This window comes from Flintibacter sp. (assembly GCF_046973065.1).
In genome coordinates this window covers 1-7,321 of record NZ_JBKVXZ010000090.1, presented here as the reverse complement: position 1 = coordinate 7,321, position 7,321 = coordinate 1, and the positions used below count along the sequence as shown (strand labels likewise).

Annotated in this window: 7 protein-coding genes; all 7 read right to left on the bottom strand. The window is 60.1% G+C overall.

Going from position 1 to position 7,321, the window contains the following annotated elements:
• Positions 1-146: 146 nt before the first annotated feature.
• The 7 genes from ACLTXB_RS18355 to ACLTXB_RS18325 all read right to left on the bottom strand — a co-directional run bounded on the left by ACLTXB_RS18355 (position 147) and on the right by ACLTXB_RS18325 (position 7,248).
• Positions 147-785, bottom strand: a complete 639-nt coding sequence (locus tag ACLTXB_RS18355; RefSeq protein ID WP_428227936.1) for an NUDIX hydrolase — start codon at positions 783-785, stop codon at positions 147-149.
• The gene (locus ACLTXB_RS18350) at positions 785-1,120 is read right to left on the bottom strand and encodes a hypothetical protein (RefSeq protein ID WP_235395848.1); all 336 of its coding nucleotides are present in this window, start codon (positions 1,118-1,120) and stop codon (positions 785-787) included. The genes ACLTXB_RS18355 and ACLTXB_RS18350 overlap by 1 nt, the downstream gene beginning before the upstream one ends.
• 72 nt (positions 1,121-1,192) lie before the next feature.
• A complete protein-coding gene (gene argS, locus ACLTXB_RS18345) occupies positions 1,193-2,941 on the bottom strand; it encodes an arginine--tRNA ligase (RefSeq protein ID WP_428227935.1) in 1,749 nt (582 codons plus the stop codon).
• 56 nt (positions 2,942-2,997) lie between these two features.
• On the bottom strand, positions 2,998-3,441 hold the full coding sequence (locus tag ACLTXB_RS18340; protein WP_008981756.1) for a DUF1934 domain-containing protein: 444 nt from the start codon (positions 3,439-3,441) through the stop codon (positions 2,998-3,000).
• Positions 3,442-3,671: 230 nt separating this feature from the next.
• Positions 3,672-4,844: a YibE/F family protein gene (locus tag ACLTXB_RS18335; RefSeq protein ID WP_428227934.1), complete on the bottom strand. Its 1,173-nt coding sequence runs from the start codon at positions 4,842-4,844 to the stop codon at positions 3,672-3,674.
• Positions 4,845-4,874: 30 nt separating this feature from the next.
• Positions 4,875-5,642: a hypothetical protein gene (locus ACLTXB_RS18330; protein ID WP_428227933.1), complete on the bottom strand. Its 768-nt coding sequence runs from the start codon at positions 5,640-5,642 to the stop codon at positions 4,875-4,877.
• A 55-nt stretch (positions 5,643-5,697) separates the two neighbouring features.
• Positions 5,698-7,248, bottom strand: a complete 1,551-nt coding sequence (locus ACLTXB_RS18325) for an alkaline phosphatase (RefSeq protein WP_428227932.1) — start codon at positions 7,246-7,248, stop codon at positions 5,698-5,700.
• Positions 7,249-7,321 lie beyond the last annotated feature (73 nt).

The following is a 7,321-nucleotide window of genomic DNA, read 5'->3' as shown; positions in this document are numbered from 1 at the left end:
ACAGCAGCACGCCGCTGCCTGTCCCCAGGTCGCACACCCGCCAGCCCTTGCGCACCGTGGCAAACCGTCCCAGAGCCAGGGTATCGCTTCCCAGCGGGAAAACTCCGGGCCGCTGCTCCAGCTGGTAAGGGCCCAACTGCTCCAGCTTACTCATGGACCGCCTCTCCCCCGCTCTCCCGGATGAGGGACACCAGATGCCGGGTGATCCGCCCGGTGAGACCCCAGATAGCTCTTCCCTGCCAGGGGTAGACCGGCACGTTCTCCCCGCCGGGCTGCCACTTGTAGTCCCGAGGGATACCCAGCAGGTCATAGGGGAAGCCCTCCCCCGGCTGAGGCATCAGCTTGTAGCTATACTCCAGAGGCGGATGGCTGCACAGGTGATCCAGAGGGACCAGGAAGGTCTCCTCCACCTCGGCGGGGCTTTTCTTCATGCACTCCAGACCCGCCCGGTCCACCACCCCCAAAATGGGATAGAGGATAAAGTTGGCCCGGTGGGCGATAAAATCCAGCCGCCCCAGCAGGCGGATGTAATCTTGGGGAATGGACAGCTCTTCCCAGGTCTCCCGCAGGGCGCAGGTCTCAGGGCTCTCCATCCCCTCTATCTTTCCTCCGGGGAAGCACACCTCCCCCGGCTGGCGATGGAGTTTGGCGGCCCGCACCTCGTAGAGGACCTGCCACCCCTGTTCACTCTCCACCAGAGGGACCAGCACGGCGTAGCGCCCGGTGGCATCCATCAGGCCGGGGGTGCGCACCTCCAGCAGCTTGTTCAGCTTTTCCAGCTCCATCAGGCCACCCCCAGATTGGCAGCCAGCAGGTTAAATACCAGCAGCAGGCTGATCACCGCCCCCACAAAATAGGCAATCTCCCGGGGCCAGCGCCAGAACAGGGCGCAAAAAGCTCCGGTCATCCCCAGATGGACCAGCAGCATCACATTTTTCGGCCGCCGGATCACGTCCACGCCGCTGCCTGCCACCTGGACGGAGACCTGATCGGGCAGCAGCCGCCATCCCATCAGGCTGCCCAGCAGAGCCAGCAGCACGATGAGGTAGACGATGGTATTTCGGTTCTTCTGCAAAAAATCCTTCTGCTCCCGGAAGCGCTCCCGCTTATTTGACGCCATACAATCTCCTCTCTGCCAAAAAACACGCCGCGAGGGCGTGTTTTTCGGCGTAAAAGGGTTTTCCCTTTCTGATTACATCTTCTCCGGTGCGCTGACACCCAGCAGACCCATGCCGTTGGCCAGCACGGAACGCACGGTGTCTGCCAGCTTCAGCCGGGCGCCCAGCACCTGGGGCTCCTCGCCCTTGATGCGGCAGGCGTTGTAGAAGCGGTGGAAGTCACCGGCCAGTGCCACCAAATAGCGGTTAATGCGGCTGGGATCGTAGTCCCGGGCAGCCAGGTGGATCTCCTCGGGGAACTGGGCCAGAGCCTTGATGAGGGCCAGCTCCTCGGGGGTGTTCAGCACGGCGGCGTCCACATCCCCGGCCTTGGGCACCTGAGCGCCCTCCTCAGCCAGACGGGCAATGAGGGAGCAGATCCGGGCGTGGGCGTACTGGACATAGTACACGGGATTTTCGCTGTCCTCCCGGACGGCCAGATCCAGGTCGAAATCCAGGGGGCTGGTAGAGGCCCGGGAGTTAAAGAAGTACCGGGCGGCGTCCACGCTGATCTCGTCCAGCAGGTCGTGCAGGGCGATGGTCTTGCCGGAACGCTTGGACATACGCACAGGCTTGCCGTCCTGCATCAGGTTGACCAGCTGCATCAGCACCACCACCAGGCGGTGGGAGCCGTCCAGTCCCAGTCCGTCCAGAGCGGCCTGGAGACGGGCCACGTGGCCGTGGTGGTCGGCGCCCCAGATGTTAATGGCCTTGTCAAAGCCGCGTACCTCCAGCTTGTTGCGGTGGTAGGCAATGTCAGCGGCAAAGTAGGTGTAGAACCCGTTGCCCCGGCGCAGCACGTCGTCCTTCAGGTCCAGCTTGTCCACCTGCTCCTGGGTCTTGCCCTCCCGCATGAACTTCTCCTTGAGAAGCTCGGTGGTGTTAAGCCACAAAGCGCCGTCCTTCTCGTAGGTCCAGCCCTTCTTCTCCAGCAGCTCCACCGTCTCGGCCACATAGCCGCTGTTGTGCAGGGAGGACTCGAAGAACCACTGGTCGTACACGATGCCGTAGCGCTTCAGGTCGGACTCCATGCGGGGGATGTTCACGGACAGGCCGTACTCAGCCAGCTTGTCCAGCCGCTCCTCCTCGTGCAGGTCCTTCCAGCTGTCCCCGTGCTTCTCGTAGATAGCCTGAGCCAGCTCCTTGATGTCGTCGCCGTGGTAGCCCTCCTCAGGGAAGGGGAAGTTCTCCTCGCCCACGATGAGCTGCATGTACCGGGCATTGATGGAAACGGCAAACTTGTGAATCTGGTTGCCGGCGTCGTTGACGTAGAACTCCTTCCAGGTGTTGCAGCCGTCCCGCTTGAGGACATTGGCCAGGGTGTCGCCCAGCACGCCGCCGCGGGCGTTGCCCATGTGCATGGGGCCGGTGGGGTTGGCGGAGACGAACTCCACCATGACCTTCTCCCCGTTGCCCTCGGTGTTGGCACCGTACTCAGCGCCCTCCTGCTCCACAGCGGAGAGAACATCGCCGTACCACTTGGGGCCCAGCGTAAAGTTCAAAAAGCCGGGGCCGGCAATCTCCACCTTCTGGAAGTAGCTGCCCTCCAGCTCCAGGTTATCCACAATGGCCTGAGCAATGGCACGGGGGGCCTTGTGCAGAGCCTTGGCTCCCGCCATGGCAAAGGAGGAGGCGTAGTCCCCGTGGGCGGTGTCCTTGGGGATCTCGATGGTGGCCTTCACCTGGGCGCCCTCAGGGAGCAGTCCGGCCTGGGCCGCCTTCTCATAGGCCTGCTGGGTCAGCTGTGCTACCTGAGCCCGGGCCGCTTGGATCATATTTGACATTTCATTCTCACCCTTCTTCAAACCGGCCGGTAAAACCAGCCGATACAATATAATATTTACTGCTTCAGGCTGATGCCGTCAGCTTCCTTCACCTTGATTTGAAAAATGTTCCGACCGGCGATGGCGTGGTCAATTTCGATGGCGTAATCGATCTCAATGTCGCCGCCCTGGTCGTCCAGTTCAGCCAGCAGGTGTCGGGTATTCACCCCGACAGTCATGGCTCCGTAGGGGGTATTATACATGGCCATGTGCCGACGTCCCTCTTCAAATACCATCTGGGAGTTATACTCTCCCACTCGCAGCAAGGTCACCCGCTCGGGCTCGATCTGGAAGGTGGTCAAGGTCCCTTCCAACCCGGTCAGCTCGCTCTCCTGGTAGGACAGGGTATAGCTGCCGCCCTCCCGCTCCAGACGACCCTCGGTCACCAGCTCGATCACATCCTGATCGGCATTTTCATATTTCTGTGTCCCCTTAATGGAGATGATTACATCTTTTTCCATGGGTCCCTCCGTGGTTCTGTCTGCAATATGCCGGGCAGGGGCGCTTCCCCAGGTCCGGCGAAAAAACAGTGGAGGTATTATACACTGGTCCGCCGCTTCTGTAAAGGGTTCCCGGCTGCCGCCGCAATATCTTATATATTTTATGCGATTTTGGCTGGAAAAACAAGGGGCAGTTTCCCTCCTTACACAAAAGAAAAGGAAGGCCAACAGGCCTTCCTTTTGGTCTTTTTTCAGGGGCACTGCTGCTGGGGCTCAGCTGCCGCTTCTTTTTTCTCCCGCCGGGTGAGAAACACGCCTGCACACAGTGCAGTGAACGGAGCCACCGTCACCAGGCCGAAGGAACCGATCACCGTGTGGATCAGCTCGGCAGCCACATACTTGTAGTTGAGGATGTTCTCCACCGGAGTACCCTGAGCCATAAACACCATCAGCAGAGCTACATAGCCCCCCGAGTAAGCAAACAGCAAGGTGGTGGTCATAGTGCCCATAGCTGCCCGGCCCACGTTCATGCCGGAACGGGTGGCCTCCCACCAGGTGAGGTCAGGGCACTTTTCCACCACCTCATACACGGCCGAGGTGATGTCCACGCTCAGATCCATGATGGCACCGGAGGCTCCAATGAAGATGGAGGCCATGAAGATCTGGGTCAGGTTCAGGTCCTGATAGCCGGAGTAGAGCAGGCTCTCCGAGTAGGACATGACCGCACCGTGGATCTGAAACAGGTCGGTAAACAGCACACCCAGCACGCAGGTGACCAGAATGCCCAAAAAGGAGCCCGACACCGCGGCCCAGCACCGCCGGTCAAAGCCGTACACCAGGGCGATGATGAGCACGGTGAGAAACAGGGTGATAGCCAGACCGATCCAGATGGGGTTATAGCCCTTGAGATACAGGGGGACCAGCACCTTCCACAGGGTGAGCACCGTCAGCACAAAGGAGGCGATGGCCCGCACGCCGGTGGGTCCGGCAAACAGAATGAGGAAAATGGCAAAGCCGATGGCCATCACCAGCTCCCAGCTCAGGCGGTAGTGGTCACTCATGGTGACATTGGTAATGGTATCCCCATCATGGCTCACCACCACCAGGGCCTTGTCCCCGGGCTGGAACACCTTGTCCTGTTCCAGAGAGCCGTTGAGCATGTTGACGCCGGAGACCGTCTGGCCCTGGAACATACCGTCCAAAATCTCCAGCTGGCAGCGCTGCTCGCCGGAGCGCACCAGTCCGGTATCGATGATGGCCGAGTCATCCACCGACAGCACCCGGGCGGTACACCGCTCTGCCTCCTGGTACACCAGCGCCCCTTCAAATCCGGTGGGCAACAACAACAAAATCAAAATAGCCAGCAGGCACACCACCACCGGCGCGTGGTAGCGGACCGACCTGCGGGAAAGATACTGTTTCACAAAACGAACTCCTTCTCCATGGATTCTTTCTTATTCCAGGGCCTGGGCTACCCGGGCGGCAAGCTCCGCTCCGGCCCCATCCCCTGCCAAACCAATCTGATAGACCGCACCGTTGATAAAGGCATAGCGGCTGCCCAACAGGCTCAGATCAAAATTCGTCCCGCTGAGATAGCACTGCACCTCCCCCAGCCCAGAGACAGCGGTATCTCCCCGCAGAGTCTTCCAGCACCGGCGGTAGGTATAATCAGACAGGATCTCCGCCATCTTCTCCGCTTCCGGAGTGCCGGGCTTGAGCACATAGTGCTCCATCTGTGTCTGTGGAAAGGCCGCATAATTCTCCACCAGGGGATATGCGTTCCGCTGGACGGTAACAGACACCTCTTCCTGGGGCAGGCTGGGCAGGGCCATGGGCCAGGTGTAGGCTTCCTTTCCCACCACCAGAGCGGCCAGCAACACCAGGACCGCGATCATGCCCCGACCGGTACAGACATCTGTGGGTACCGGCTCCCCGCAGTGGGGGCAGGCCATTTTAAGCAGAATACGGGGGCCATAGCTGTACCCGCAGCTTGGGCAGGCCAAAGCAATGCTGCTACGCAGGGGGAGGACCACCACCAGAGTCAGCCACAGCAGGCCTCCCACCACCCCGCTCAGAGCATACCGCCACTCTCCCAGCCACAGGCCCTGGCCTATCTGAACTGCGATCCATATCAGAACCCCTGCCGCCAGTGCCCGCACTGCAACAACATGATTGCGCAGAGACATGCCGTACTCCTTTCCTCCTCCAAACAGAGGATACATATGGACCCGCCCCGCCTGGACTCAGGCGGGGCGGGCCGAAGGTTGAGGTTTTAAATCAGGCGATGCTGAGCATCTCGGCCAGCTTGTTGTAGATGTCGGTGTTGTCGTAGTAACCGTTAAACACGTCGCTGCCCACACCCTGAGCCAGCACGGCCACGGGCAGACCGGTGTGGCTGTAAGAGGTGAAGCTCACGCCGGACTTGTTGTTGATGATGTGGGTGATGGTGACGGTGAGAGGCTCATAGGTGCCGTAGAGCACGTACTCCTGCTGCTCGTCCATACCGGTGTCCTTCTCGTTGATGCTCTTCTCGTAGGCGGTCTTCAGCAGGCTCAGCTCATAGTCGGTGAGCACCAGCTTGTCCCCCTCCTCGCCGGAGGTCTTCAGACCAAACAGCTCGGTCACATCGGCCATCACCTCGTCAAAGGAGGTCTTGTTCTCCTTGTACTTGGCCACGTAGTCGCTGTCAAACTTGGCAAAGGAGATCTTCTGGCTCTCCAGCAGGTTGAGGTAGGTGTCATAGTCGGTACCGGCAAAGCCGATGGTCAGACCGCCGGTCTCGTGGTCGCCGGTGACCAGGATCAGAGTCTCGTCGGCATGCTCCTTGGCAAAGTCCACAGCCACCTGCACCGCGTCGGCCAGAGCCATGGTGTCGTGGATGGAGGAAGCAGCGTCGTTGGCGTGGCAGGCCCAGTCGATCTTGCCGCCCTCACACATCATGAAGAAGCCGTTGTCGTTGTCCAGCACCTTGATGCCCTTCTCCACGTAGTCAGCCAGAGACCACATGTCCTCGGTGCGGTCCAGCTCGTAGGCCATAGCGTCGCCGTCGGCCAGATTCTCGTCCACCAGAATGGCCTTCTCGGTATCAGCGCCCACAGCCTCGGCCTCCTCGTGGGTCATGGCCACGGTGTAGCCGGCTTCCTTGGCCAGATCATACAGGTTGTCCTGGTTCTCCTCTTCACCGGTGGGAGACAGCAGGCCGCCGCCGGCAAAGTAGTCAAAGTCGGAGGCGATCAGCTCCTGGCCAATCTCATAGTAGTTGTTGCGGCTGGCCTGGTGGGCGTAGAAAGCCGCGGGAGTGGCGTGGTTGAGGTTGACGGAAGAGATGATGCCGATTTCCCAGTTCTTCTGGTCCTTGAGCTGCTTGGCAATGGTCTCATAGGCAGTGGTGCCGGTCTCGTCCATGTTGATGGTGCCGGAATAGGTCTTGTGTCCGGTGGAGATGGACGTGGCGGTGGAGGCGGAGTCGGGGCAGAAGCTGTTGGAGTCGTAAGTAACAGCGGAGCCTACCGACTCAAAATTCATAAAGTTGAGGTACTCAGGGCCATCCAGCTTGGCGCCCTGGTTGTCGTCCAGGCTGGGCTCGGCCTGCCAGTAGTCCTCGTCCTTCAGAGCACCCAGATAGTCAGAAGTGGACTGGATCTGGGGATAGCTCATACCGTCGCCGATGAACAGGAACACGTACTTGGGGGCCTTCGCGGTCTGGGTCTGGGACATCTTGTCCGCATCCACCGCATTCTGGGAGCCGGCATCGGAAGTACCGGAGCAGCCCGCCAGAGAGGCGGCAGTCAAAGCCAAAGCCAGCGTTGTGGCAATCAGTTTTTTCATGGTTGTTTTCCCTCCAATAATCTCTTGCCGTACAAGGACCCGTTTCCTCGCAGCGGCAAGCATTATTGTATGG

What these genes read in the sequence shown, in the direction of transcription:
- ACLTXB_RS18355 (WP_428227936.1), bottom strand. Translation starts at nt 785, where the DNA reads ATGGAGCTGGAAAAGCTGAACAAGCTGCTGGAGGTGCGCACCCCCGGC.
- ACLTXB_RS18350 (WP_235395848.1), bottom strand. Translation starts at nt 1,120, where the DNA reads ATGGCGTCAAATAAGCGGGAGCGCTTCCGGGAGCAGAAGGATTTTTTG.
- argS (WP_428227935.1), bottom strand. Translation starts at nt 2,941, where the DNA reads ATGTCAAATATGATCCAAGCGGCCCGGGCTCAGGTAGCACAGCTGACC.
- ACLTXB_RS18340 (WP_008981756.1), bottom strand. Translation starts at nt 3,441, where the DNA reads ATGGAAAAAGATGTAATCATCTCCATTAAGGGGACACAGAAATATGAA.
- ACLTXB_RS18330 (WP_428227933.1), bottom strand. Translation starts at nt 5,642, where the DNA reads ATGTATCCTCTGTTTGGAGGAGGAAAGGAGTACGGCATGTCTCTGCGC.
- ACLTXB_RS18325 (WP_428227932.1), bottom strand. Translation starts at nt 7,248, where the DNA reads ATGAAAAAACTGATTGCCACAACGCTGGCTTTGGCTTTGACTGCCGCC.